The organism is Halomonas sp. TA22 (genome assembly GCF_013009075.1).
GTDB lineage: Bacteria > Pseudomonadota > Gammaproteobacteria > Pseudomonadales > Halomonadaceae > TA22.
The window spans coordinates 3,068,959-3,092,474 of the sequence record NZ_CP053108.1; the positions used below are offsets into that span (position 1 = coordinate 3,068,959).

General features: G+C 58.5%; 23 protein-coding genes. 3 read left to right on the forward strand and 20 right to left on the reverse strand.

All coding sequences use genetic code 11. The annotated features are described in order from the left end of the window. Positions 1 to 47: 47 nt before the first annotated feature. The 17 genes from HJD22_RS14505 to fliD all read right to left on the reverse strand — a co-directional run bounded on the left by HJD22_RS14505 (position 48) and on the right by fliD (position 18,333). Positions 48 to 1,778 carry a methyl-accepting chemotaxis protein gene (locus tag HJD22_RS14505; protein ID WP_208656314.1) on the reverse strand — a complete coding sequence of 577 codons (1,731 nt, stop codon included), beginning with the start codon at positions 1,776 to 1,778 and terminating at the stop codon, positions 48 to 50. 53 nt (positions 1,779 to 1,831) lie between these two features. Continuing rightward, the gene (locus HJD22_RS14510; protein ID WP_208656313.1) at positions 1,832 to 2,893 is read right to left on the reverse strand and encodes a chemotaxis response regulator protein-glutamate methylesterase; all 1,062 of its coding nucleotides are present in this window, start codon (positions 2,891 to 2,893) and stop codon (positions 1,832 to 1,834) included. 162 nt (positions 2,894 to 3,055) lie between these two features. Further along, entirely contained in the window at positions 3,056 to 3,937 is an 882-nt protein-coding gene (locus tag HJD22_RS14515; RefSeq protein WP_208656312.1) for a CheR family methyltransferase, read from the reverse strand. Beyond that, positions 3,934 to 6,123 (reverse strand): methyl-accepting chemotaxis protein, encoded by a 2,190-nt coding sequence (locus HJD22_RS14520; protein WP_208656311.1) that lies wholly within the window; start codon positions 6,121 to 6,123, stop codon positions 3,934 to 3,936. The genes HJD22_RS14515 and HJD22_RS14520 overlap by 4 nt, the downstream gene beginning before the upstream one ends. A gap of 77 nt (positions 6,124 to 6,200) precedes the next feature. After that, complete coding sequence (locus HJD22_RS18020; RefSeq protein WP_302051012.1) at positions 6,201 to 7,919, reverse strand: methyl-accepting chemotaxis protein; 1,719 nt, start codon at positions 7,917 to 7,919, stop codon at positions 6,201 to 6,203. Between the two features lie 198 nt (positions 7,920 to 8,117). After that, a complete protein-coding gene (locus tag HJD22_RS14530) occupies positions 8,118 to 8,285 on the reverse strand; it encodes a hypothetical protein (RefSeq protein WP_208656310.1) in 168 nt (55 codons plus the stop codon). 319 nt (positions 8,286 to 8,604) lie between these two features. After that, the gene (gene cheW / locus HJD22_RS14535) at positions 8,605 to 9,090 is read right to left on the reverse strand and encodes a chemotaxis protein CheW (RefSeq protein WP_208656943.1); all 486 of its coding nucleotides are present in this window, start codon (positions 9,088 to 9,090) and stop codon (positions 8,605 to 8,607) included. Positions 9,091 to 9,095: 5 nt separating this feature from the next. Beyond that, positions 9,096 to 11,216 (reverse strand): chemotaxis protein CheA, encoded by a 2,121-nt coding sequence (cheA, locus tag HJD22_RS14540; RefSeq protein ID WP_208656309.1) that lies wholly within the window; start codon positions 11,214 to 11,216, stop codon positions 9,096 to 9,098. Positions 11,217 to 11,246: 30 nt separating this feature from the next. Then, on the reverse strand, positions 11,247 to 12,188 hold the full coding sequence (gene motB, locus HJD22_RS14545; protein ID WP_208656308.1) for a flagellar motor protein MotB: 942 nt from the start codon (positions 12,186 to 12,188) through the stop codon (positions 11,247 to 11,249). Continuing rightward, entirely contained in the window at positions 12,185 to 13,060 is an 876-nt protein-coding gene (gene motA, locus HJD22_RS14550; protein WP_208656307.1) for a flagellar motor stator protein MotA, read from the reverse strand. Before motA ends, motB begins: the two co-directional genes overlap by 4 nt. A gap of 171 nt (positions 13,061 to 13,231) precedes the next feature. Beyond that, complete coding sequence (flhC, locus tag HJD22_RS14555; protein WP_208656306.1) at positions 13,232 to 13,819, reverse strand: flagellar transcriptional regulator FlhC; 588 nt, start codon at positions 13,817 to 13,819, stop codon at positions 13,232 to 13,234. A gap of 3 nt (positions 13,820 to 13,822) precedes the next feature. Continuing rightward, positions 13,823 to 14,152, reverse strand: a complete 330-nt coding sequence (flhD, locus tag HJD22_RS14560) for a flagellar transcriptional regulator FlhD (RefSeq protein ID WP_208656305.1) — start codon at positions 14,150 to 14,152, stop codon at positions 13,823 to 13,825. A gap of 340 nt (positions 14,153 to 14,492) precedes the next feature. Continuing rightward, entirely contained in the window at positions 14,493 to 14,780 is a 288-nt protein-coding gene (locus tag HJD22_RS14565; protein ID WP_208656304.1) for an EscU/YscU/HrcU family type III secretion system export apparatus switch protein, read from the reverse strand. Beyond that, positions 14,777 to 16,084 (reverse strand): flagellar hook-length control protein FliK, encoded by a 1,308-nt coding sequence (locus tag HJD22_RS14570; RefSeq protein WP_208656303.1) that lies wholly within the window; start codon positions 16,082 to 16,084, stop codon positions 14,777 to 14,779. Before HJD22_RS14570 ends, HJD22_RS14565 begins: the two co-directional genes overlap by 4 nt. Continuing rightward, entirely contained in the window at positions 16,081 to 16,494 is a 414-nt protein-coding gene (locus HJD22_RS14575) for a flagellar protein FliT (RefSeq protein WP_208656302.1), read from the reverse strand. Before HJD22_RS14575 ends, HJD22_RS14570 begins: the two co-directional genes overlap by 4 nt. Continuing rightward, positions 16,491 to 16,928 (reverse strand): flagellar export chaperone FliS, encoded by a 438-nt coding sequence (fliS, locus tag HJD22_RS14580; protein ID WP_208656301.1) that lies wholly within the window; start codon positions 16,926 to 16,928, stop codon positions 16,491 to 16,493. Before fliS ends, HJD22_RS14575 begins: the two co-directional genes overlap by 4 nt. 46 nt (positions 16,929 to 16,974) lie before the next feature. Further along, on the reverse strand, positions 16,975 to 18,333 hold the full coding sequence (gene fliD / locus HJD22_RS14585; protein ID WP_208656300.1) for a flagellar filament capping protein FliD: 1,359 nt from the start codon (positions 18,331 to 18,333) through the stop codon (positions 16,975 to 16,977). A gap of 245 nt (positions 18,334 to 18,578) precedes the next feature. On the opposite strand from fliD, the gene HJD22_RS14590 reads away from it, so the two are divergent. Then, positions 18,579 to 19,085: a hypothetical protein gene (locus tag HJD22_RS14590; RefSeq protein WP_208656299.1), complete on the forward strand. Its 507-nt coding sequence runs from the start codon at positions 18,579 to 18,581 to the stop codon at positions 19,083 to 19,085. A gap of 47 nt (positions 19,086 to 19,132) precedes the next feature. Here the strand turns inward: HJD22_RS14590 and pyrC are convergent, their stop codons facing one another. Then, positions 19,133 to 20,179, reverse strand: coding sequence for a dihydroorotase (gene pyrC / locus HJD22_RS14595; RefSeq protein ID WP_208656298.1), 1,047 nt, complete (start codon positions 20,177 to 20,179; stop codon positions 19,133 to 19,135). A 232-nt stretch (positions 20,180 to 20,411) separates the two neighbouring features. Between pyrC and HJD22_RS14600 the strand changes: the two genes are divergently transcribed. Continuing rightward, complete coding sequence (locus HJD22_RS14600; protein WP_248730268.1) at positions 20,412 to 20,783, forward strand: hypothetical protein; 372 nt, start codon at positions 20,412 to 20,414, stop codon at positions 20,781 to 20,783. Positions 20,784 to 20,890: 107 nt separating this feature from the next. Then, entirely contained in the window at positions 20,891 to 21,595 is a 705-nt protein-coding gene (locus HJD22_RS14605) for a hypothetical protein (RefSeq protein WP_208656296.1), read from the forward strand. Positions 21,596 to 21,620: 25 nt separating this feature from the next. On the opposite strand, the gene HJD22_RS14610 is transcribed toward HJD22_RS14605, so the two are convergent. Both HJD22_RS14610 and HJD22_RS14615 read right to left on the reverse strand, forming a co-directional pair. Then, entirely contained in the window at positions 21,621 to 22,544 is a 924-nt protein-coding gene (locus HJD22_RS14610; protein WP_208656295.1) for an OmpA family protein, read from the reverse strand. Beyond that, positions 22,537 to 23,403, reverse strand: a complete 867-nt coding sequence (locus HJD22_RS14615; protein WP_208656294.1) for a motility protein A — start codon at positions 23,401 to 23,403, stop codon at positions 22,537 to 22,539. Before HJD22_RS14615 ends, HJD22_RS14610 begins: the two co-directional genes overlap by 8 nt. Positions 23,404 to 23,516 lie beyond the last annotated feature (113 nt).

A 23,516-nucleotide genomic window follows, 5' to 3' on the forward strand; every position in this document is an offset into this window, starting at 1 on the left:
GTCATGGCTGTCAGGTTTGGTCGGCCATTGCCGACCCTCATGTCTTTCTAGAACTCTTCCCAATCGTCCTCAGTCACCAGCGCCTTGCGCTTGGTGTCCTGACTGGCGGGGGAGCTATGCGTCTCGGAAATCCGCTTCGGTGTCCTACCTGCTTCCGCTTGACTGAACGCTGGCAGTGCTGTCGCTCCACCATGACCAAGGGCGACCGAGGCGTGTTCACTCCCCGCAAGGCGGAACACCGCGACAGCCTGCTCTAGGCGATTGGCCTGCTCCTCCAGCGAGACAGCGGCAGCGGCAGCCTGCTGGACCAGCGAGGCGTTCTGCTGGGTCACTTCATCCATCTGGCTCACCGCCAGGGTGACCTGCTCGATACCGTCGCTCTGCTCCTGCGAGGCAGCGGAAATCTCATCCATGATGTCGGTGACCCGCTTCACGGAGGAGACCACCTCACGCATGGTCGCCCCCGCCTGCTCGACCAGGTTCGAGCCCTCTTGTACCTGTGCGGCTGAGCCCTCGATCAGCGTCTTGATCTGCTTGGCGGCATCGGCACTGCGCCCTGCCAGGTTGCGCACCTCGCCTGCCACCACCGCGAAGCCACGCCCTTGCTCACCGGCACGCGCCGCTTCCACCGAGGCATTCAACGCCAGGATATTGGTCTGGAAAGCGATGGAGTCGATGACACCGATGATGTCGGCAACTTTCTTGGAGCTACTGGTAATGCCCTCCATGGTGGTGATGACCTGCCCGACCACTTCGCCGCCACGGCCAGCAGTGGTGGAAGCTTCCAGTGCCAAACTACTGGCTTGACGCGCATTGTCGGCGTTCTGCTTCACCGTGGCGGTCAACTGCTCCATGCTGCTCGCAGTCTCCTGAAGCGATGCTGCCTGCTGTTCGGTCCGCGAGGAGAGATCGGCATTGCCGCTGGCGATTTCGCGTGTGCCGACATGGATGGAGCTACTACTGCCACGCACGGTACTGACGGTACTGGAGAGGCCCTGCTGCATGTCGCGCATGGCAGCGAAAAGACGGCTGATTTCGTTACGTCCCTCGACGCCGATCTGATGGGACAGATCCGCCTTGGCGATATACTCAAGATTCATAACCGCATCATTGATGGGGCGGATGATAATGCGGCGAAGCCCGATGTAGATCAGGCCAAGCAGAACCAGGGTGATCAACAATATCGCCCCGCCAATCCAGGCAAAGCGATCCGTCTGCGCATCGTAGCGACTCAATTGATCGGCCGTCATTTGCGAGGCGTAATCGAAGAAAGCGGTAGTGCTGGCAGCCAGTGCCTGACCCGGCTCGACGAGCTGCTCGCGTAGACGAGAGAAGCCAGGTGTATTCATTTGATCCACCGCATCGAGCTGCTCACGCGAGAGTTCCAGCACTTCGCGAAATGCCGCTTCGAGAATCTCGGCATAAGCTTGCCCCTGGGGAGCTTTGGGTGCCGCCATGAAATTTTCGAGGCGCTGTTCGGCGCGATTGAGCAGATCCTCTGCGATCGCCATCTCTTCATTCGCCGCTGCCATGCGCCCCAGCATGATCTGATTGAGGGACACCTCCAGGCTAACGCGGGCACTATTGAGCAGCGCATCGCCGCGATTGATCTGATTGAGCTGACGATCGCTTACCAGCGAGAGCCGCTGTATCGAGTCGTCTGCCCCCTTGGAAGCCACCACACCCAATACAGCAACCGTTCCAATGAACAGCGCAAACAAGACGAGCACACAACTCATGATGACGTTAATACTGAGATTGCGTAGTAATCGCAACATGACGGTTTCCCTTTGTGGATACTGGCTGTTTATTATCGTGATTGGTGTCTGACCTAGACGCGCTGGGCTCGTCCGGAGGCGGCCACCAGGGCCATCAGGCGAGAGGCGATGTCATCAAGGGTAACCACTTCACAGGCCCCACCCAGCGCAATCGCCTCGCGCGGCATGCCGAAGACCACGCAGCTCGCCTCGTCTTGAGCAAGCGTCACCGAGCCGGCGCGCCGCATCTCGAGCAGACCCTGCGCACCGTCTTTGCCCATACCCGTCAACAGCACGCCTATCGCATTGCGGCCGGCGGCCTTGGCGGCGGAGTTGAATAACACATCCACCGAGGGGCGATGGCGGTTGACCGGAGGTCCGTCGTCGAGATGGACCACATAGTTGGCGCCGCTTCGCGCAAGCGACAGATGCTGGTCGCCAGGGGCGATATAGGCGTGGCCAGGCAGCACCCGCTCGCCATGCTCGGCCTCCTTGACGCTGATACGGCATAACTTGTTGAGCCGCTCGGCAAAGGAGCGAGTGAATCCGCCGGGCATATGCTGGGTAATCATGATCGCCGGGCTATTGGCGGGCAGTGGCTCCAGCACATGGCGTATCGCTTCGGTGCCACCGGTCGAGGCACCAATGATCAACAACTTCTCACTGGAAATCAGCGGTGCCTTGAGTGCCGCGGGTGGCGGCGTATTGGCTCGGCGCGCTTGGCGTGGCCGCGACCTTGCCGCCGCCCGGATCTTCTCGGCGATCAGGTCCGAATAGTCGAGCATGCCGCTACGAATTCCCAGCGATGGCTTGGCCAGGAAGTCGACCGCGCCTAGCTCCAGCGCCCTCAAGGTGACTTCCGACCCCGACTGAGTCAGTGATGACACCATCAGTACCGGCATGGGCCGAAGCCTCATCAGACGCTCGAGAAAATCGAGCCCATCCATGCGCGGCATCTCTACGTCCAGCGTCAACACATCGGGATTATGCTGCTTGATCAGGTCACGTGCGGCGATGGGGTCGGGGGCAACCGCCACCACTTCCATATCGTCGTGCTCATTGATGATCTCGGTCATCAAGTCACGAATCAGCGCCGAATCGTCGACACACAACACTTTGATCCTGGCTGCGCTCAAGTCAGCTCTCCTTAAACCGTGTCGACGCAGCCGATGGCCAGCGCGACGTTCAACTTTCTAGATGGAGTTATCGGCAGCGGGGCTCTGCCCTTTAGCGATAAACCATAAACTCAATGCACTTGGCGCTGCGCATATATCCGCCTCACCGGCAGACGTTAGTTATTAACGGCGTGGTGGAGCCAGGACATAGACGGTCTGCCCCCGCAGCCGGAATGCGTCGCTGATATAGGAGAAGTTCTCGGAGTGACCGGCAAACAGCAAACCATCGGGTTTCAACAGCGGTGCAAAGCGTTCGAGAATCCGCGTCTGGGTCTGCTTGTCGAAGTAGATCATGACGTTGCGACAGAAGATCGCATCGAAAGGGCCCTTTACCGACCAGTTGGGCGCCAGCAGATTGAGAGGTTCGAACTCCACCATCTGGCTCACTTCCGGCCTGACGCGAGCAAGCCCGGCCCGTTCGCCACTGCCTTTTAGAAAGAAGCGCTTGATGCGCGCCTCGTCGAGCTTGCGCACCTGTTCCATGGGGTAGATTCCCGCTCGAGCGCGAGCCAGCGCCTCGGTATCGATATCGGTTGCGACGATCTTGGCATCCTTCGCCTTGGGACCCAGCGCCTCGAGCAGCGTCATGGCGAGCGTATAGGGCTCCTCTCCCGTGGAGGCCGCCGCACACCAGATACGTACCGGCCCCGGCAGCTTGACGACATGTTCGGCAAGTAACGGAAAATGGTGTGCCTCGCGAAAGAAGGCGGTGAGGTTGGTCGTCAGGGCATTGGTAAAGGCTTCCCACTCACGGGCAGCCGGTTGCCGTTCCAGACGGGCGAGATAGTCGCCAAAACGGGTCAGACCATGGTGACGCAGCCGTTTGGCGAGACGGCTGTAGACCATCTCGCGCTTGTGCTCCGCCAACACGATGCCGGCTCGCTCATAGATCAACTGACGGATGCGCGTGAAATCGCTATCGGTCAATTCCAGATCCCGCTCGAGGCTTCCCGGAGAGGACCAGGAGCCGGCTGCTTGAACCGGCGGTGCCTGAAATTCGCTCAAAATGCTTGCCACTCCTCAGTATCGGCAACCGTAGATTCCTTCGGTTGCCGAATCACACCCTGACTGGATGGAGGCAAGACCCCAGAGGGCTTACCCGGCCTGTTTTTGTTGCTGTCGTCCTTTAGCGGCAGAACCGGATGGCCCGCCACTTGGGTCACCTGCTCGGCACCTGACCCACCTAGCCGGAAGGCGGATACCGCGATCGAGAGCAGTCGCGCCTGCCGCTCCAGTTCGGCGGCGGCTTGGGCACTTGCCTGGACCCGCGCGGCATTCTGCTGAGTCACTTGGTCCATCTCGACGATGGCCTGATTGATCTCGGCAATGCCACCGTTCTGTTCCTCGGAGGCGGCTGTGATTTCACTCATGATGTCGTTGACACGAGTCGTCGTCATGACCACCGCCTCGATGGCGCCTTCCGCCCGCTTCACCACCTCGGCCCCGCCATTGATCTCTCTGGAGGAGGTATCGATCAGTGACCGAATCTCCTTCGCGGCATTGGCGCTGCGCCCCGCCAGGCTGCGCACCTCGTCAGCCACCACCGCAAACCCCCGCCCCTGCTCCCCTGCCCGTGCTGCCTCAACCGAGGCGTTCAAGGCAAGGATGTTGGTTTGAAAGGCGATCGAATCGATCGTATCTATGATATCGGCCATTTGGCGCGAACTTTGAGTAATTCGCCGCATGGTTTCGACCACCTGATTCATCAGATCACCCGTTTCGCGTACCCGAGTCGCATTTTCGGTGGCAAGACCTCCAGCCTGGCGGGCGTTATCGGTGTTCTGTTGAACGGTCGTGGTCATCTGCTCCATGCTCGACGCCGTCTGCTGTAGCGATGCTGCCTGCTGCTCGGTGCGAGAGGCGAGGTCATCGTTGCCAAGGGCAATGTCTCGGGCAGCGGGGGTGACGACACCGATTCCGCCCTGCACATCCGTCACGATACTGCCAAGGCTCTTGCGCATGATGTCCAGCGCGGCAACCAAGCGGCCAACCTCGTCGTTACGCTGACTCGGCACCTGGGCAGCAAGGTTCCCCGAGGCGATCTGCAGGGTGAAGGCGAGCGACTCGCGCAGCGGCCTGAGCAGCGCACGCATGGTCAGGGCGCCAATGATCACCATCACGACCAGACCCAGTGCGAGCAAGGAGAGCAGCGTGAGCCATACCAGCCGCTGCCCTTGCCGTGCTTCTGCGGCAAGACGCTGTGCTGCAGCCTGCTTTTCCGCCACCAAGACGTTGATCTCCTCGCCAAGGGCGGGCCCCACCACCTGCATGACTTCGGTATTGGCGACATAACCCGCGTAGGAGTCTCGTGTCTTGAGGCTATCGACGGCGGCGTGGATTCCATTCTCGATATAGTGCTCGATCCGTTCGCCGAAGAGGCGCACTTGTTCGCTCTGATTGATATCGCGCGCGCTGAACTGCGCCCAGACCTGGCGCAGCTCTGCGACCAGCTGCTCGCTTGCCGCCTCGACACTGGGAATGTCGGCCGATCGAGGGTTGCTGATGGGGCGCTCGAGCTGCTGGCGCCCTCGTGCCAGCAATTGATCGATACTTTGCAGCCTCGCGACATCTTCGAGGCCATCATCGTTGAGACGTTGCAAGCGCTCACCGGCAACCTGCAGGCCATACAGCCCGACCCCTCCGCTGACCGCCAGCAATGTGACCGCGACCCCCACCATGGCGACCAGCCGTGCACGCATGGTGCGCAGGTTGATCCGCCCTGCAACACCCGCCACGCCTCGCTTGCGCAATTGACCGCGATTGAGCGTTAGATGTCTGGCCCTGCCCTCGCGCATCTCGCGATAGGCCTGCTCCGCCTGTGCGATCGCCTCTCTCGTGGTCTTGATGCGCATCGAGGCGTAGCCCACTACGTTTCCCTCCTCGAGGATCGGCGTGACCCGCGCGTCGACCCAGTAGTGGTCGCCGTTCTTGCATCGGTTCTTTACCAGTCCATTCCAGCTTTTACCCGCCGCCAACGTCTCCCAGAGGTTGGCAAACGCCTCCACTGGCATATCGGGATGGCGCACCAGATTATGGGGCGAGCCGATCAGCTCATCCTGGCGGTAACCGCTGACCTCGACGAAAGCCGGGTTGGCATAAGTGATCCGACCTTTTAGGTCGGTGCGGGAAATCAGGAAATGACCCTCCTGAAGCTCGACTTCCCGCTGGGAAACAGGCTGGTTGTTGCGCATCGTTACGCTCCATGCAATAAAGCCTGCGCCAGCGCAGGCAGGTGTTAGTGTTGTTATGAGCGGTGCGTGCAATCTTGTTAGAACTCTTCCCAAGCCTCTTCTACTTGCGTATTTTTCGATGCCATCGTCGGCGGCCGGGTGTCAGGGGCCGAAGGCTTGCTCTCTTGTCGGAGCTTGACCGGCACTTGGACGGATGATGTCGGCGCCAAGCGCAACCCCTCACCGGGTGCCAGGCGAAACAGTGCCACCGCTTCACGCAGGCGACCGGCTTCGATCTCGAGTTCACTGGCCGCACTTGCCGCCTGCTGGACCAGCCCGGCGTTCTGCTGGGTGACCTGATCCATCTGAGTAATGGCCTGATTGACCTGCCCGATACCGTTACTCTGCTCCTGCGAAGCCGAAGCGATCTCCTCCATGATGTCGGTAACCTTGAGCACCGACTCGACGATGTCTTTCATGGTCTTACCGGCCTGATCGACCAAGGCGGTACCCGCCTCCACCTTAGCGACCGACGCTTCGATCAGTCCTCGAATCTCGCGTGCCGCTTCGCCACTACGACTGGCCAGGCTACGCACTTCACCCGCGACCACCGCGAATCCCCGCCCCTGTTCACCGGCGCGTGCCGCTTCCACCGAGGCGTTGAGCGCCAGAATATTGGTCTGAAAGGCGATCGAGTCGATGACCTTGATGATCTCGGTGATCTGCTGAGAGCTCTGGTTGATGTCGCGCATGGTATCGACCACCTCGCCCACCACCTCACCCCCGCGACTGGCCGTCTGCGAGGCCGTCGCCGCCAGCTGGCTGGCCTGACGCGCGTTGTCGGCATTATTGCCCACCGTCGAGGTCAACTGCTCCATGCTCGAAGCGGTCTCTTCGAGTGAGGCGGCCTGCTGCTCGGTGCGTGAAGAGAGATCGTTATTGCCTTGGGCGATTTCCTGGGCACCGGAGTAGATCGACTGGCTGCTGCCGCGAACGGCACCCACGGTTGTCGACAGGCTCTGCTGCATATGGGCCATCGAGGTAAATAGCTGGCCAATCTCGTTATTGCCGCGGGCTTCGATGGTCTCGGACAGATCGCCCTTGGCCATCTTTTCGAAGTGATCGACCACCCGGTGCAAGGGACGAATCACGTTTACGGTGACCCCCCACAAGACCACCACGATGGTCGACACGGAAACAAGCACGGCGATGATGATCGCCAGCTTGACGGTATTGGCGACACTGGAGAAATGCGCATAAAGCGTATATCCCTCGCTCTCCGCCGTCTCGAAGAACGTCACCGCATCGTTATAAAACCGATCGTTCAATGACGTGGTGAGATCACGCAGCTCCCTAAAACCGGCAAAGTCATCATTCACGAGCGCGACCTGCTGAGGCCATAGCGCTTGCTGCATGAGGGCGTTAAAGCTCTCGTCTAGCGTAGCGATCAAACCGGCGTGATGCTCGCGTGCCGGTAACGCCAGGAACGCCGCGAAAATCGCTTCGGCACGATCGAGCTCCAAGCCCATTTCACGAGCCTGTTCAAGCGTTTGATCGTTCGTTTCAAGCCGATGAGCCGCCTCGAGCAATTGCTCATTGATATGGTTCATGACGAGTTGGGTCGATAGCAATTGCGAATTGGCACGGTTAAGCGTGGATTGCTGATCGACGTTCACACTGTTCAAAGTGGCCAGAGACCGCTGACTGTAATTGACCGCATACAGGCCCAGTGCACTCAAAACCGCAATCAGTGTCGCAAAAACAACGAGTACCAGTGCCCAGCTGACCCGCACGGTCATATTGTCGAGTAACTTCACGTTATCCCCCCTCTTTATTTGCGACGATACCAAGTTCTCGCTCTCTCAGTGCATCATCACTGAGTCGACATGCTTGGCAAACTCATACGGGGAAGTTATCGGCCAACACGATCCAACTCTTTAGCGTGAAAGAAATTTTTCATAAAAAAACAGGAGGCCGAGGCCTCCTGTCGTGTACGCTTACATTCACTCACGCGATCACTGCCAAGTAGGTGCTTCCGGTGCCTGCAGGCGTGCCGGGGGCTCCCACTGATAATCCGTGGCAAGACCGCTGCCATCGGCGAGCTGGAAGCGTGCGATGTGCTGACGAAGTTGGCGACTCTGCTCGGCGGAGGCCGAAGATATCTCGCTGATTAGGGCGCTCAACTAGGTGATGTTATCCACCATTCCGGCGATGATTGCGCCGGTATCGCGCACCTGCTGGCTACGGTCGAGGTTTGGCGATCGGCATTAACACAGCCTGGTGGGTGAGGTCGCCATCGGCAATGAACGTCCCCACTTGCGTCGCATAACAGGGTCGCCACCCAGGCGCCTGGAGATATCGTGAATCACCAGGCCCATCGCAGCGTCAGCGGCAGGCCGATGACCAATAGGAGCAGCGCTGAGCGAGCAAGCCCCACAGTTTCTTCGTCGTTGTCAATAGTTGCATCAACAATCCCCTGTGGCAGTGCCACAATATTAAGTCTTATACACTCAGATGATCGACGAGGGCCATCTCATGGCTGGTGAGCAGCTTGTCGATATCCACCAGCACCAGCATGCGATCGTCGAGGCTGCCAAGCCCACTCAGATAGTCCGACGACAGGGTCACGCCGAACTCCGGTGCCGGCTTGATCTGCTCGGGCGTCAGGCTCATCACGTCGGAGACGCCATCGACGACGATACCCACGACACGCTCACCGACGTTGACCACGATCACGACGGTCTGGCCACCGTACTCGACCTTGTCGAGATGAAACTTGATACGCAAATCGACGATCGGCACGATGACGCCGCGCAGGTTGGTGACGCCCTTGATGAACTCCGGAGCGTTGGCGATGCGGGTCACGTTTTCGTAACCGCGAATCTCCTGCACCTTGAGGATATCGATGGCGTACTCTTCATCGCCCAGCGAAAACACCAGGAATTCGCGGCTATGGGCGTCTACAGCAGCGGCATTGGCGGAGCTCATGCTTGTCATGATGGTTCTACCTCCTTGAAAGGCACCAGTTTTTGGGATTCTGAAGCGAGGCGGTTCGCATGTCTCGCCTCCTTCTTGGTACGGCTCAAGCGATGCATGTCAGCAATGTCCAGAATCAGCGCCACGCTGCCATCGCCCAGGATGGTTGCCGCGGATACACCGGGCACCTTGCGATAATTGGTTTCAAGGTTCTTCACTACCACCTGCTGCTGGCCAACGAGATCGTCCACCAGCAGCGCATAACGACGCCCCTCGCCCTGCACGATCACGGCGATGCATTCGGTAAGCTTGGTCCGCGCCTCGGGCACATCGAGCACCTCCTGCACGGCGATAATCGGCAGATACTCGTCACGCACCTTGATCAGCAGGTCGTCGCCAGCCATGGCATAGAGATCGTCCTCGACCGGTTGCAGCGACTCGAGCACCGCTCCCAGGGGAAGGATGAAGATCTCCTCTCCCACCTTGATCGACATGCCATCCAGGATCGCCAGTGTCAGCGGAAGCACGATCCGCGTGGTTGTGCCGCCGCCAAGCCTGGAGGAGATCTCCACGTGACCGCCCATTCCTTGGATGTTGCGCTTGACCACATCCATGCCCACGCCGCGGCCGGAGACGTCGCTGACCTGCTCGGCGGTGGAGAAACCCGGCGCAAAGATCAGCTGCCATACATCGTCGTCGCTCATGGAATCGGAGACGCTCAGGCCGTTGGCTTTCGCCTTGGCCAGCAGCTTGTCACGATTGAGCCCGGCGCCATCGTCGATCACTTCGATGAGGATGTTGCCGCCCTGATGCTGGGCCGACAGCGTAAGCCTGCCGGTACGGGGCTTGCCCGCCGCCTCGCGCTGATCGGGACGCTCGATGCCGTGATCCAGGCTATTGCGCACCAGATGGGTCAGCGGATCGATGATGCGCTCCGTCAGGCTCTTGTCGAGTTCGGTGGACTTGCCCTCGGTGATCAATTCCACGTCCTTGCCCAGCTTGGCGGCCAGATCGCGAACCAGACGAGGGAAGCGACTGAAGACGTAGTCCATCGGCACCATGCGAATCGACATCACCGCTTCCTGAAGGTCACGGGCGTTGCGCTGCAGTAGGCTCATGCCATGTGCGAGTGCATTGTGTGCAACCCCTTCGAGCTCACTTGCCGTCTGGTCGAGCATCGACTGAGTGATGATCAGCTCACCGACCAGGTTGATGATCTGATCGACCTTATCGACGGGCACGCGGATCGAGGTCGTCTCCCCCACCGCCGGCTTTGGCTTGGGCTTGGCATCTGCCGGGAGGGTGGCCGCCGGCGCCTTGACCGCGCTCTGCTCGGTTGGCACCGGCGTCGCCACTTCAGCCGGGGGTGACACCACAGCCACTGCGGGCGACGCCCTTTCGGCCGCCTGGGCCTGGGTCGACTCGAGACGCCTTACCACGACCTGCTCGGCTTCGATGATGAAGCACATCACCGCTTCGATGTCATCAACACTGGCACTGGTATCGAGCACGACCAGACAGCGCGTGCCCTCTTCGCGTTGCGACACGATATTGCCAAGCTGACCCAGCTCCTCGACGAGCAGCTCGCGATCCTTGGCAGGAACATCGATCAATGCGACTTCGAGATGCGCGCCCTGCTCGACCTCGGCCGTGGACGTGTCGCCTACTGCCTCGTCTTGCTTGGGCATTGACGGCTCGACTGGCTCGCTTTTCTCCGCTGCCTTGGGTGCTGAACCCCCATCACCCTTGCCAAGCTCTTCCAGTGCCATCTGGCGCAGGGTATTGCAAATGCGCTCGAACGCTTCGGCGTCGGGCTCGGTCCCACTGCGATAGGCATCAAGCTGGTCGTGCAACATATCCTTGGTTTCCAGAAAGGTATCCACGATATCGCGACGAAGAGCCATTTCACCGCGGCGAGTATGGTCGAGCAGGTTTTCGAAGATATGCGTGGTCTGTTGCAGCACATCGAAGCCAAAGGTACCGGCGCCACCTTTGATGGAGTGCGCAGCGCGGAAAATGGCGTTGAGCTGCTCTGCATCCGGATCGTCGATATCCAGCTCGAGCAGATGCCGCTCCATCTCATTGAGAAGCTCTTCCGCTTCTTCGAAGAACGTTTCGTAAAATTCGGTGATATCCATGCGCATCCCCAAGGTATTGTCATCAAAGCGCTAGTCGCCGCTCAATGTATCCTGCAAGCCTTCTCTGAACTGCTCGACGGGGCTTGACTCGAGCTCGTCAGCCAGGCGCGATTGTTCAGGTGACGGCAGGCTACTGCCGCCGGGCAATCCCTGTGATTGGATGCTCTCGGCAGCACGTCGATCAAGCACTACCAGCGAGATGCGCCGGTTGTGCGCATCGCGTGGATCGCTGTCGGCCATCGGTACTCTGTCGCCCAGGCCCGCCACCCGCAGCAGCTTCTCTGGATCGAGACCCCCAGCCACCAATTCACGGCGCGAGGCATTGGCGCGATCCGTAGAGAGTTCCCAGTTGCTGTAGCCGCGATAGCCTCCCGCGTACGGCAAACTGTCGGTATGACCGCTGATGCTCAGCGGATTGGGCATCTCGTTGAGCAGCGGTGCGATCGTACGCAGCAGAACTCGCATGTAAGACGCGACCTGCTCACTGCCGATCTCGAACATCGGCCGCTGCTCGGTATCGACCAACTGGATGCGCAGACCTTCCGGTGTCATGTCAAAGCGTATCTGACGGCGCAGGTCCCGCAGCATCGGGTCCGCTTCGATCAAGGCTTCCATCCGCCGCTGGAGATCCCGAAAATTCCGCTGCTCATCGCTGGAGCGAGTCTGGGTGCGCATGTCGATCCGCATCCTCTCGCCTTCCATATAGACGGGATCGGGCCCGCCACCGGGAATCGCACTGTCACTGGCAGTGGGGCGATCACCACCGGCAATAGCCACCGCCAAGGGGGTCCTGAAGTACTCGGCCACACTCTCGAGCTGCTCTTCGGAGGCCGTCGAGAGAATCCAGAGCACCAGGAAGAGTGCCATCAGCGCCGTCATGAAATCGGCAAGCGCAATCTTCCAGCTGCCACCATGGTGACCATGGACGACCTTCTTGCGCTTGATGATGATTGGGCGGCGATCGTCGCTCATGCGCCACCCGCTCCAGTACTCTTGGATGAACGCACATGCTCTTCCAGTTCGCTGAAGGAGGGGCGCTCCGCGGTATGCAACGCCTTGCGACCGAACTCCACTGCCAGCTGCGGGGCATAGCCATTGAGACTCGCCAGCAGCGTGACGCGAATGCATTGCAGCATTTTCACTGCCTCACCCACCTGACGGTCGATGCGGCTAGAGAGTGGATTGACGAAGCCATACGCCAGCAGAATACCGAGGAAGGTGCCGACCAGGGCATGGGCGATCATGTACCCCATCTCGTCGGGACCTGCATCGGCAGCACTGAGCGCCTTGATTACACCGAGCACCGCCGCGACGATACCGAACGCCGGCAGACCATCACCCACCTTGGCCAGTGCATCGGCGGGAATGTGGGCCTCATGCTCGAAGGCCTCGATCTCATGCTCCATCAGCTCATCGATCTGATGCGGGTCCATATTGCCGCTGATCATCAGGCGCAGATAATCGGTCAGGAACCCCATGATCATGGGGTCACTCTGGATCTTGGGATACTCGGAAAATATCGCACTCTCCTGAGGAGCATCGATATCGCGCTCGATTGCCAACATGCCGTCCCGACGGGCTTTGCTCAGCAGCTTGAACTGCAGCGCCATCAACTCCATGTAGGTCGCTTTATCGTATTTGACCGTACGCTTGAGCTTCGATGCCGTGCGCAATGTCGCCTTCATTGCCTTGCCGTTATTGGCGGCAATAAATGCTCCTATCGCCGCGCCACAGATCATCAAGACCTCGGTTGGCTGGTAAAGTGGGCCCAAATGACCGCCTGCCAGCGCGTAGCCGCCAAAGACAGAGAAAGTAACGACAAGAAATCCAAGAGGTATCAGCACGACTGAAATCCTTTACTGCGGCAAGAGTGGCTTCACTCCAGTTATCGGCCAGCCCCCCTTGGGCTTGAGGGTTCAAGGATAAAAACTTGCCCCCACTAACGTCTGAAACGAAAGCGACCCCGTCAACTTCATCAAGGAAGTTGACGGGGTCGCAAGTCAAAGCGTGAAGTGTCAGGCCATGCGCAATACTGGCGTCATGACGACTTCACCCATAAGGGGAGCATCTCTCCTGGCAGCCTCCATACGCTTGCGTGTCTTGCCAGCCCGCGAAGGTGGCTGGCAGATACCGCATACGAACTCCTGACAGGGCGTATGGGCATGCGCAATGAAGGCACCGTGACAGCTCGTACATTTATTGAGCTCGAGCATGTCGCTTTCGAAGAACCTGACCAGTGTCCAGGCACGGGTCAATCCGAGGACCGGCTCGGCTTCGTCGAGCTCGACCTGCTCAAGATAGAGCCGGAAAGCTTTGACGAAGGCCTCCATGCGCTCGCAACCCTGATCGTTGGCGAGACGCTGATAAATATTGTAAAACAGCGAGGCATGAATATTAGGCAGCCACGTGACGAACCAGTCCGTCGAGAACGGCAGCATGCCCTTCGGCGGTGACATACCGCGCACTTCCTTGTAAAGCTTGATCAAGCGTGCACGACTCAGGTCGGTTTCGGTTTCCAATACCTGAAGGCGTGCGCCCAGCTCAATGAGCTCAATGGCCATCTGGACCTGCAGCATTTCGCTCACAAGACTCTTGTCAGCCATCTGTCAGGCCCTCGCACTTGCTGTTTGCATGCTGGGCATGGACGCCATCAGCAGTGCCGCATGCGTCTGTGCAAGACCCTGCTCGCGCTGGTTATGGGTCAGCTTCATCAGTTGCTCGGCATCCTCGACCCACAGGCGACACAGCAGCTGGTTGGTGCGGGACAGCTTGCTTAACTGTTTGGTAGAGAGCGATGAGAGCAAGTCGGCCATCTTGTCGCTGAGCTTGAGGCGAAACATTGCCGTGGCGCGGTCTTCTTTCAGCAGCCGCTGGACAAGTAACAGGTAGGAGAGGTTGATATCCTGAATTTCTTCCAGAACGTTATCGATAGTCATTTTCGTTACCCTGCGAGAAGTAGCATTTTTTGATTTTTTTAGAGCTCTATGGCCCTTTAACGCTAACGCTTGCCAAATGTTACAGTCTCATCCATGACCTATCCCTCTCCCTTGTGGCCGTTAATCGCCAGCAAGAGCAGTCTGAGGCTTTTTTATGAAAAATGCCAACCCCAGAGAACAATGTTTTCTAATAATTTTAGACTATGGTAATGGTCATTTTGTCCAATGTTTATATTACAAGGCTTTATAAGCCCTAATTGTTTCTTATGCAGATCATGGAAAACAAAAAAATACACAAAATTTCCGTTTAGACACCTTAAGCGGCTGCCTTTATGCCTGCTTACGCTCCTGTAACCTCTTCGGAAGAGAGCTCCCGAGCCCAGATCAGCAACTCGGCGATGACATGATAAAGGCTGGTGGGGATACGCTCATCGATATTCACTTGCATCAGCAAGCTGACCAGTTCCGGAGAGTCATGCACGAACATCCCCTGAGCATGAGCCTCGGCGACAATTCTTTCGGCAAGCTCACCGTAGCCTCTCGCCAATATCCTGGGAGCATTATCGCCATCCCGGTAGGCCAGTGCCACCGCCTGGCGGCGGCGTGCATCCGCCCCTGCGCGCCTCATGAGAGTTCCCCCTCGGACTTGAGATTGACACGTAACGCAACATCAGTGAATCCACGCGCCAGTAGACGCTGACGAAGGCGCTCCTGCCCCCCGTCAAGACGTTCCACTACCGCGCTGTTTTCGCAACTGAGCGTAACGGCGACCTTGTCCCGCTTGAGCCTCAGATCAACATCGATCTCACCAAGAGCAGGTAGCTTCAATGTCATCTCGGTATGCCAGGCTTGTTGATCGCTCCCCCCCCCCTCCTGTTCCGATGTCTGCCCATGGGTATGCTCATGCGACTCGGGCACATGAATCATCAACGCCATGAAAATACCTGACCAGACATCTCCTTCCCAACGCAGCACAGGAGACACCAGCATCTCCAGCTGATGTCTAACAACTCCTTGAAGCGCTTCGCTAAGCGGTTCCAGCGTCATTGGGGCGTGGCGCGCAAAGGTGTCGGCTGTAACGCTACCGGCCGAATCGGGCTTAACGCCATCACGCACCAGCATTGAAGTAAGGGCCGTATAGCCACCACTACTCAATGGCGATGATTGGGCTGTTAATGACGCAGGAGAATATGCAACAGTGGCCTCTGCCTTACCCGGGGACATCCCCCGATAGTTGTGATCGCTGGGGCTCAAGGGTAAGAATGGGGCAGAAAACTTGAGCACGCCGGATAACAGGCTTGAGCCAGCAGGGTTTATCGCCCCCTCCACTCGTATGGCCAAGCTGGGTTGAGGCGGCCCGCTCTCCTGACGTAGCAAGGCTGCATCAGAAGCCGCGGCACGCAGTGCTTGAGGGCGCGACATTTGCGGTTCGAGCTCAAGAGCCTGACGTGGCAGCTCTCCCCGATGCCAACGAGCGAGATGCGACTCATAAAACAACCCACTGGACTGAATGCTGCCCTGCAAGCGTTCGGCGAGTAAAACGGGATCACGCAACAGAGAGGGTGTTGATAGCTCTGGCGCAGCGATCAATGGTTGGGCGGGACGAAGCACCGAGGGGGGCGCTGGAAACTTGACCAATATGTCGGCGATGGTGCGTGCCGCCTGGCTGAATTGCGTCTGCGACGAGGCAGGGGGAGGCTCCTGCGCCGTAGCCGTACCGCTTGGGGCGGAATGATTACCGGCAGTGTTCACGGCATCTTGAATGACAGGCGAACGGCCATTCAATCGCGAATCGCTATGAACGGCGCGTGGTGCCTCGCCTGGGCTCATCGGCTTGACTGGCTCGTTGAGCACTTTAGGCGCGGGCAGATCCGCCCGCTTACCTAGTACCTGATGCAGCAGGGTATCGATGATCGGCGTGATGCCGCTCACAGCTTGCCTGCTGGAGAGTTACCTTGTGGGCCGCCCTGGCCAAACGCCTGGCTCGCTTCGATGACCTGCCCGGCACTGCCGCCATTGGATATACCCATCAGTTTTCCCAGCTCCTCGCGACGCGCAATTAGTCGCTTGCGCACTTCACAATCACGCTCCAAGATATGCTCAAGCAGCGCTGCCTTACGCTCGCGTCCATCGTCATCGAGCACAAGCCCACTCTCCATACGGTTGAGTCGCTCGACATCGATAAGGTAGAGCGACTCCTCCTGGACCACCGCAACCCAATCCTCCTGACGTGCCAGCTCGAGTATCCGCACAGAGCGCTCGTTCAAGGATTCATATCCCCGGAGCAACAGTTCCTGCGCCTTGACGAACGATGGAGTCTTGACGTTGTTCGTCATGGTCATTCGGTATCCGCTGATCTAACGGCTCCTGTGCGGTCACCTATCTCTTGCCAAGCGGAACTCAAATCCTCGAGCAAGCGATACGCTTCATCGAGACTCTGCATGTCATTGCGCAGGTTGGCGCCGAGCAGTAAGCGAGCAATATAGTCGTAAAGGGAGGCTAGGCGTTGGGCCAGCTCCCCCCCACGCTCAGCATCAAGCGCCGCTAGCAGGCCATTATTGACAATATCAAGAGCCTTCGAGATCGCCTTGCCCTTCTCTGCCACATTATTCGCCTGCATGTGCAGGCGAGCGGCGCGAATAGATGCCAGCGCGCCATCGAAGAGCATGACGATCAGTTGATGAGGGCTTGCCGACATCACGCCGCTCTCGACACCGACCCTGGCGTAGGCGCCTGCCCCTCGTGCATATGCGGCTGTGCCGCGTATGGCATTCATGATTGTTCCACCCCTGCTATCGAATGTGCGGACAAATGCTATTCACTTATTTCTTGCGACCAAGCTGAGCGTTCATTAGGTCGAACTGCTGAGTCAGATAACCGCTGGTCTGATTCATTCTTGCAATCATGCTGTCAAGCTGACTGAACTGTGAACGGTAACGCGCGATAGTGGCATCGATCTGCGTCTCCATACGCGCATAGCGCTGATCCAGACCCTTAAGCGTGGTTTCCAGGCCACTGGTAGCATTGCTCAACAGCCCTTTGTCACCCAGGATCTGGTCCAATGCGGTCACCAGCTTTCCTGCCATTCCCCCCGCCTTGGTGCCGCCGGCAAAAAAATCAGCCAAGGCCATCGACTCAGTGGCGATGATACCGTCGAGCTTGGCCTCATCGAGCTTCAAGGTGCCATCGAGCTGCAGCGTGATCCCCAGGTCGGATAGCATTCTCAACTGCCCCTCCTCGATCCCGCCCCCGATCACGCTGCGCAGCCGAGATTCGACACCGCGCAGGGTGCTGTCCCCAAGCAGATCACCCGCCACCCCGGTATCGGCGTTATAGCTCGTCAAGCCACGTATCGCCGTGCGCAGCGTGTTGTAACCTTCGACAAAGCCCTTTACCGCGTTCTTTATTTCATCACTGTCCCGATCGATCGCTATCGTCGAGGAGCTCCCTTCGGCATGGATTTCCGACAGGTTCAGCGTTACCCCCTGAATGGCACCCTCGACCTTGTTGGAGTGGCTGGTAATCGCTATTCCATTGACGGTGAGCTTAGCGTTCTGCCCCTTGATCACATCCCCTTCAAGGGCGAGGGCGTCATCTCCAAAGCCCTCGAACTTGACATCCTCGAGGCCGGCTTTTTCACCTGTTTCCGTAGAGGCGAAGGCCAGGCGGTACTGCTCACCATCGAAGACAATCGATGCCGACACCCCGGCTTCCTTGCTATTGACTGCATCGCGAATCGCTTCGAGCGAACTCTTCCCTTCCGCCACTTCTACAACCAAGTCGTCCTTGCCGCCAAAAGAGAAAGTAATCTTGCCAGCGCCCTGCGGGGCGGTTCGGCTATCAACGCCAGCCGTTGCAGCTGTGGCAGCCGTGGCCAGCTGATTCAAATTAACCTTGAAGCGCCCTGCAGGTGCATCAGCGCTGGCAACAGCGGCAACGCCACTTCCCGTCACCTTGCTGGTCACCGCAGAGAAGCGTTTCGCATCATTCAGCGTTGCCACCGCTGGCTGGAATTTCGAGAGTGCGCTCGACAGGTTCCCGAAGGCTGAAATCTTCGCCTGGGTGGTCTTCTTTTGTGTGGTGATCGGCGTGAGCTTGCCGCGCTCAGCGGCCTTGAGATCATCAAGCAAACCATTGAGATCAAGCCCCGAACCGATACCCAGCGAAGTAATCGTTGCCATCTTGCCCTTCCCCAGCAGAGAGATACGTTGTACCAGCCTCGTGCCAAGGTGACGTCGAGAAAAGGCACATGATGCACGGTCAATTCAAGTTATCGGCTTTTATGCACCAATCTTTAGCCAGGAGATGACAAATATGACTGGAGTCGAGGCATCGCATCAGGCAGGGATACGTGCCAAGCTGGAATACGTCGGATAGAGTATCCCTCTCAATGTCTCAATCCTTAACGCAGAGCTCAAGCTACCCTATGTTCGATTGGTTAAAACCAGCCAAACTGCCAACTCTCTGGGCCATCAAACAAATTGATGACCATGTCCTGCATCTATGCGGCAAGGCCCAAGTGGAAGGGAACCCACGCGTTCGAGAGACGTTGGTGGCATTGGAGCGTGAGCAGTTTCGTGGGCCGATTCGGATGCTCAATAGCGGACTGATACTCAATGCAGGGCTCTTTGAGGCGCTTATCCCCCTCGCCGATATCGAGTCTGGAGGGCTTGATCATGCCCGATGGAAGGGAAAGCACTTCCAGGTCTCCTGGGTTCCCCAGAAGATGTGGACCTACACGGGGCGCTTCACCACCGAGCCGGTGATGATCAATGGCGAACCTGGACTCGGCAGTGTCGAAGACGTCTCCGCCATCCGCAGCAAAGCGAGCCGCACAGAGCAGCCCCCCGCGACGATCATCAATTCGACATTCAGCCTGACGCCCAAGGACAGCCCAGAGCAGCATTCGGAACAGTGGCGCAAATCCAAGTGACGAGCGCTGACAAGAGTCAGCGCTACGGCCCAGCCGGCTTGTTCCTGTTAGTGACCCGAGCCTATCAGGCGCCAGAGCAAGCTTTCGCCCGCCTTCAACGGCACGATCGCCTCCCCGTCGGCATAGGGCAGCGTGGCAGGCAAGCTCCACTCCTCACGTGCCAGCGTGATTTGACGAGTATTGCGGGGCAAGCCGTAGAAGTCCGGGCCATGATGGCTTGCGAACCCCTCCAGCCGATCGAGGGCATCGGCCTCATCGAAGGCCATGGCATAGAGTTCCATGGCCGCGGGAGCGGTAAAGGCCCCAGCACAACCGCAGGCGGACTCCTTGGCGCCGCGGGCATGCGGTGCGCTGTCGGTACCTAGAAAGAACTTTTCCGAGCCCGAGGTCGCGGCAGTGAGCAGGGCCTGCCTATGTGTCTCCCGCTTGAGTACCGGCAGGCAGAAATAGTGCGGGCGAACGCCACCTACCAGCATGTGGTTACGATTGAAAAGTAAATGATGGGCAGTAATGGTTGCTGCCACGTTGGCGGAGGCCTCCTGCACGAAAGCGACGGCGTGAGCGGTCGTGATATGCTCGAATACCACTCTGAGGCCAGGAAAGCGCTTGAGTAGCGGCATCATCACTCGCTCGATGAATACCGCTTCGCGATCGAAGATATCAATATCGTGACTGGTCACCTCACCATGCACCAACAGGGGCAACCCAACGCGCTCCATGGCCTCAAGCGCCGACGCACAGCGAACGACATCCGTCACACCCGAATCGGAATTGGTCGTCGCCCCGGCAGGATAGAGCTTCACCGCATGTATCGCTCCACTAGCCTTGGCCCGCTCGATCTCCTCGGCTGGCGTATTGTCGGTGAGATAGAGCGTCATGAGAGGTTCGAAGTCACTCCCCCCGGGACGCGCTGCCAGAATTCTTTCGCGATAGGCCAACGCCTGATCGGTAGTGGTGACCGGCGGTGTCAGGTTGGGCATGATGATGGCCCGTCCGAATTGGCGAGCCGAATAGGCCAGCACCGCGTTCAACGCTTCTCCATCGCGTAGATGGAGATGCCAATCGTCGGGTTGAGTCAAGGTGATCCGATTCATAAGGCGCCTTCGATGGTATTGTCGCGGCGACAGTATACCGATTAACGCCTCCCCATGCTTGACGCTGGGCTGCACTTGGCCTCCCCGGCCAGGCTCACCTCGCTATTGCCGGAATGTGTCATACTTGATCATCGAGCTAAGGCCAGAGAGCCAAGCCATCGGTACGGGAAGGGATAGGGCTATGCTAGCAGTAAGGACTTCGGGCGATCTCATCGCGACGGTAGAAGGCGCCATGTGGCTGATATTGGCGTGGTCGATCAGCTATTCGGCGGCACGCGGCGTACCCTTGCCGACGGTCGCCACCTTGAGCCTGGTAGCAACGTTTATTTTCGTCGCCTGGGCCCATCGCCCCTTCCGCATCACGCTTCAGCGATACCGGATTCGCCGTCGCCGCACCGAAATGTTGATGCATATCGTTGCCCTGCCACTGCTGCTGGCCATGCTGCTGGGTGCCTCAACCGAATCCCTGCTTTTTCCCCTGAGCGGCATGCAGAAGATGCTGCTATTCAATATTCTGGCGACTGCCGGCTGGCTGGTATTCGGCATCACACTAATCGTGAAATATTTGCTGTTTCGATTCGGGCGGCGTCACACCCAATCCTGACACTGGCAGAACACACCATATCGCGCTAGCCTTGAGCAATCGGCTCCAGCCTATCTCGTTCTCGTCGATGTTCACTCTGATCGATGCGGCAAGTCACTCGGGCTAACATGATGCAACTACGACAAAAAGAAACCCTTGTCTTATTACTTGCAGCGATGCTCATGCTGCCGGCCACATTCGCCACCGCCGATGCAGAGCAAAGTGGCGAAGAAAAACGCAGCGACGCAAGCCAAGTCGATACTGGCCAGGAAAACGCGCCGTCACAGAGCAGCCATCAAGAAGCCACCCAAATATTGAGTGAACTCGAGTTATCGACCTCACCCATTGTCACTAATGAGGAAGTACTTGTCGTTCTGGACAACGGCGTGGTGCTCGACGGCAAGGAGCTCTCTTCTCTTGACGGCAATACATCAGGCTTTCGATTCAAGGCCGGCTATTCGCTTCCTCGCCTGCCCAGGCTCGATATCGGCGCTGAAATTGCTTATTTAGAGAGTGAAGAGACACCCGCAGCATTGGCAGGCCGCCAGATCTTGCTCAATACCACCACGCTGAATGGCGCCTTGACGGCAGGAATTCGTATTGGTCAGCTCACCCTGTTTGCCAAATCCGGGCTTGCCGAGTGGAGTGGAGAGACGGAAACCCACCTGGAGGAGAATATCGGCCGTCTTGGCGGCACTGCCCATATCTACGGGCTGGGAGCGCGCATGGAGTTTGGCGGCGGTGTTGTCGGACACCTGGATTATGAGCGCATCGATGCGCCCGTTCTTGAGCATCTCAATCTGACCACCGCCCGCCTCGCCTACTACTTCTGAGCGCATGCCGCTCAAGCCGCACCGATCACTCCAGATGAATGATCACTTCGACACGACGATTGCGTGCCCGCCCCTCCTCACTATCATTGCTTTCCAATGGACGAGTCGATCCGAAGCCTACCGCCTTTAGGCGAGACTCCGCTACCCCGGCCTGCGACAGATAGCGCAAAATCGCCGTGGCTCGCGAACTGGAGAGCTCCCAGTTGGAGGGAAACTGGGGAGTGCTGATCGGCCGGCTATCGGAGTGACCTTCCACCGACACCTCACCCGCATAACGCTGGATGATCTCCACCAGGCTCTCGATGACCTCACGCCCACTGCCCGTCAGCTGCGCCTCGGCGGAGGGAAACAGCAGATGGTCATCCACTCGCAGACTGATCCCTTCGGCAACATGGGAAACCTCCACGCCTTCAAGGCTGGGCAGCTGAGCAAGCGAGGCACGCTGGCGAGTGACCGCTTCCACCATCTGACTGGTCACCTGAATCACCTCGTCATCCAGCGCGGGCGTCTCGGTCGCAACTTGCGACATGGCGGGCTCATCGAGCACAACATGGCGAGATGGCGTCGAGCCCCGTCGGGCCACCCCTAGCGCAATGACCACCGCCTGAGGGCTAAGGCGACTCTCACTGGCATGAATCGTGGGTTCGAGAGGCGCCATAGCCATCGCTGGCCGTGAGGCGATCAATGCTCCTTCCGGCAACGGCACACCCAGCCGCAACGGTTCGGGAACCTCGGCCAATGACACTATCTTTCCCTCCTCTTCCAGCTCCGCCAATGCATCACTTCTCAACGCCGACAGGGAGAGCAGTATCACGAACAACGCGACCAGCAGGGTCATCACATCGATATAGCTGACCATCCATCCGCCAACGGAGTCATCCTCACTGTCGGCGGCAAGCAGTTGGTCGTAGTCGGCGGCCCCCCGCCGGGCAGGAACCGTACTAGGCATTCTTGGGCCTTGCCGAAGCGACACGACGCAAGCGATCGCGGAGTCTGGTGCCACGGTCTGGGGCGACATCCCCTACCTCGACCAGCAGCTCATCACGAATCTCGTCTTGATGGTTGACCATGAAGGATTTCAGCGTCTCTTCGATAAACGAAGGGAGGCGACGCCGAGACATTAGCGACACTCCCTCGAGAATCATGTTCATCGCCACCAGACGCTCTTCGGTGCGCCTTTCAAGCTTTACGGCGATCGGCTTGAAGATCAGGTTGGCCAGCAAAATACCGTAGAAGGTAGTCAGCAACGCCACCGCCATCCGCTCACCGATCACTCCCACCTGCCCCGCGTCCATCATTTCGAGCATATTGATCAGCCCCACCAGGGTACCGATCATGCCGAATGCCGGGGCATAAAGCGCCATGATCCGAAAGATCTGCGCCTCGGCTCGCTCTCGCGCTTTCATCCGCGCAATACGCCAACGCAACAGATCAAGGATCTCCTCTTCGCGCGTATTGTCGATCACCAATTGGATCCCGCTGCGCAAAAAGGGATTGCGCGTCTCGTTCAGTGCCGCCTCGACCGCCGGTACATTACCCGAAAACCACAGCCTCGCCAGTTGTACCAGCTCCTGGATATCCTCTTGCACATAGCTGTTCTCTCGCCGAAAAACCAGGCCAACCAGACGCACTACGCGCACCACTTCCTTCAGCGGATAACTGATGAAGGTAGCTGCCAAAGTGCCGGTCAACACAATTGCCAGGCCCGGCAGGTTGATGAACGACCATGGCGAGGCAGCACTAAGCAGCAGCACACTGGCCAGCATCAAGATACTGGCGCCAATTCCGATCAAGGTAGAAGGATTCATGAACCAGACCCGCCCGAGGTTACAACCATGTAGGTGGCATGTTACCGATGGGAGGGCTGCGCAAAGCATTGAATAGACGCCGAGAGCGGCGCTACTCCTACCTTAGGTTCAAT

What these genes read in the sequence shown, in the direction of transcription:
- pyrC (WP_208656298.1), bottom strand. Translation starts at nt 20,179, where the DNA reads ATGAATCGGATCACCTTGACTCAACCCGACGATTGGCATCTCCATCTA.
- flhC (WP_208656306.1), bottom strand. Translation starts at nt 13,819, where the DNA reads ATGGCTGACAAGAGTCTTGTGAGCGAAATGCTGCAGGTCCAGATGGCC.
- HJD22_RS14505 (WP_208656314.1), bottom strand. Translation starts at nt 1,778, where the DNA reads ATGTTGCGATTACTACGCAATCTCAGTATTAACGTCATCATGAGTTGT.
- motB (WP_208656308.1), bottom strand. Translation starts at nt 12,188, where the DNA reads ATGAGCGACGATCGCCGCCCAATCATCATCAAGCGCAAGAAGGTCGTC.
- cheA (WP_208656309.1), bottom strand. Translation starts at nt 11,216, where the DNA reads ATGGATATCACCGAATTTTACGAAACGTTCTTCGAAGAAGCGGAAGAG.
- flhD (WP_208656305.1), bottom strand. Translation starts at nt 14,152, where the DNA reads ATGACTATCGATAACGTTCTGGAAGAAATTCAGGATATCAACCTCTCC.
- HJD22_RS14610 (WP_208656295.1), bottom strand. Translation starts at nt 22,544, where the DNA reads ATGCCTAGTACGGTTCCTGCCCGGCGGGGGGCCGCCGACTACGACCAA.
- HJD22_RS14605 (WP_208656296.1), top strand. Translation starts at nt 20,891, where the DNA reads ATGATGCAACTACGACAAAAAGAAACCCTTGTCTTATTACTTGCAGCG.
- fliS (WP_208656301.1), bottom strand. Translation starts at nt 16,928, where the DNA reads ATGAATGCCATACGCGGCACAGCCGCATATGCACGAGGGGCAGGCGCC.
- HJD22_RS14590 (WP_208656299.1), top strand. Translation starts at nt 18,579, where the DNA reads ATGTTCGATTGGTTAAAACCAGCCAAACTGCCAACTCTCTGGGCCATC.
- HJD22_RS14520 (WP_208656311.1), bottom strand. Translation starts at nt 6,123, where the DNA reads ATGCGCAACAACCAGCCTGTTTCCCAGCGGGAAGTCGAGCTTCAGGAG.
- cheW (WP_208656943.1), bottom strand. Translation starts at nt 9,090, where the DNA reads ATGAGCTCCGCCAATGCCGCTGCTGTAGACGCCCATAGCCGCGAATTC.
- HJD22_RS14565 (WP_208656304.1), bottom strand. Translation starts at nt 14,780, where the DNA reads ATGAGGCGCGCAGGGGCGGATGCACGCCGCCGCCAGGCGGTGGCACTG.
- fliD (WP_208656300.1), bottom strand. Translation starts at nt 18,333, where the DNA reads ATGGCAACGATTACTTCGCTGGGTATCGGTTCGGGGCTTGATCTCAAT.
- HJD22_RS14600 (WP_248730268.1), top strand. Translation starts at nt 20,412, where the DNA reads ATGTGGCTGATATTGGCGTGGTCGATCAGCTATTCGGCGGCACGCGGC.
- HJD22_RS14575 (WP_208656302.1), bottom strand. Translation starts at nt 16,494, where the DNA reads ATGACCATGACGAACAACGTCAAGACTCCATCGTTCGTCAAGGCGCAG.
- HJD22_RS14615 (WP_208656294.1), bottom strand. Translation starts at nt 23,403, where the DNA reads ATGAATCCTTCTACCTTGATCGGAATTGGCGCCAGTATCTTGATGCTG.